The 1765-nt window shown below is 46.2% G+C and carries 2 protein-coding genes; one reads left to right on the top strand and one right to left on the bottom strand.

The window, feature by feature from the left end:
* Positions 1–56: 56 nt before the first annotated feature.
* Positions 57–1202 carry a tyrosine-type recombinase/integrase gene (locus NTX75_00010; GenBank protein ID MCX5814615.1) on the bottom strand — a complete coding sequence of 382 codons (1146 nt, stop codon included), beginning with the start codon at positions 1200–1202 and terminating at the stop codon, positions 57–59.
* Between the two features lie 306 nt (positions 1203–1508).
* On the opposite strand from NTX75_00010, the gene NTX75_00005 reads away from it, so the two are divergent.
* Complete coding sequence (locus NTX75_00005) at positions 1509–1640, top strand: ribbon-helix-helix protein, CopG family (protein MCX5814614.1); 132 nt, start codon at positions 1509–1511, stop codon at positions 1638–1640.
* Positions 1641–1765: the final 125 nt, after the last annotated feature.

Here is a 1765-nt window from a genome sequence, read left to right as displayed (position 1 = left end):
TTTCTAAAGGAACATCCAGCCAAACGACGAAACTCTTCATGGCATTCAAATAATTTTTAATCGCGTTGGGCGAGCAGTTCCGCCTCTTTAAGAATCGTCTCCAATTGATAATCGCATTGGTTAAAGTCATTGCTCTTCCCCCTTTCAATCCTGGACATGGCTTTAAAATATTCTTCCTCACGGGTTTTATCAGTGAGACGGGCATAGCGTCGCGTCTCTTCTATACACTGATGCCCAAGCAACACCTGGAGACACTCCAGGCGCATGCCGGCATTAAGAAGCTCAGTGGCAAATGTATGGCGAAGGGTGTGGACCGTATATCCCTTATGGGTAAGGCCGGCTTTTACAAGATACCCTGCAAATTTCCCCCGAGCAGTGCTGTAATGCATACTGCCTGATCTACCCCGGCAATAGAGGAGGAACTCATTCCGCCCATCTCTCAGCTCAAACCAGTCACGCAAAGCAGCGGCAGCATCCTCACTGAGATAAACCACTCTTCCCAAACGTGTTTTCTCCGCCTCATAAATCTCAATTCTGCGCTCCTTGAGGTTTACATCCATAACCTTTGTATCGAGTAGCTCCCCAATCCGCATCCCTGTTCTCAGCAATACCAGAACCATGGCCCGATCCCGCGGGTGATCAATGATGGAAAGCAACTTCCGTAAATCGTCAGGATCCATGGCCCGGGGTAGCCGATCCGGTAACTGCAACCGTATCCTTCTACCAAGAACATCTGGTAAAATAATCCCCTCTTCCACCAAATAGCTGAGAAAGGCGCGAACACAAGCAAGTTTCGTCTTGATCGTCGTAATCTTTATGCCTCGATCCTGCTCATGCTCAATAAAACCCTCCACATCCCTTCTTGTGATTTCTTCAATGCATGTCTTGCCGTTGTCCTTTATCATGCCAAGAAAAAGAACAATGCCGTTCCAGAGACCGCGCAATGTATTTGGCCGCCGGTTGCGACGGCATACATAGCGAAGATAGGCCTCAACATGTTCCTTTCCCGGCAGCTCTATTCCTGCAAGGCGTTTCAGAAGTTTATGAAGCGCTTCTATACTGCTTTTAGAGGATGATTCAAAACGGAGATCAACCGATGGAAAAGAAATTGTCCTGGCACTCTCGAATGAGTCAATGGAGGAAACTACAAACCTTCTCGAAGAAATACTCGTCTGATGCAAATCTAAACTACTGCTGGTCATCTCTGCCTCCTTATTAATTAATTCAATAAGAATAACAGATAGATGATGACCTTTTGCCTATAAACTGTCAATCATCGTTTTGTTACGTATAGCAATAAATAATGGATAACCTTTCGTATAGACAGTCAAGGCTCAATTCAACAGATTATCAACTCAAAAGTACGCATGAGCCGGATGACCCAAAAATAAATGTTACCGCAGGAGGAGGTAGATAGGCCAACGACAAAGGGACGATAAAGGGTTGACACCTTCTGAGAGCTTGGTATCACAGTTATCGAAATCAATATAACAACCATGGTGATAGAAATGAAAACCGTGCAACTGACTCTGGATGAAGACCTGATTCACGCCGTGGATCGCGTGGCCAAGGAATTGCGCACGACGCGATCGGCATTCACCCAGGCCGCACTCCAGCGGGTGATCGCCCGCATCAGATGATGAAAAATTGCTTTTGCGTAACAGAAGTGTTACACATTTTTTTTACAAAGGAGGTTTGTTTATGCCGACGAAGAATCCCAGGATCAATATTTCCGTCGATCCGCCCCTGTACGGTCTCATGCAGG

Source organism: Pseudomonadota bacterium (genome assembly GCA_026388315.1).
Lineage (GTDB): Bacteria > Desulfobacterota > Syntrophorhabdia > Syntrophorhabdales > Syntrophorhabdaceae > MWEV01.
The sequence above is the reverse complement of the archived record's forward strand: the minus strand, read 5'-3'. Positions and strand labels throughout refer to the sequence as shown.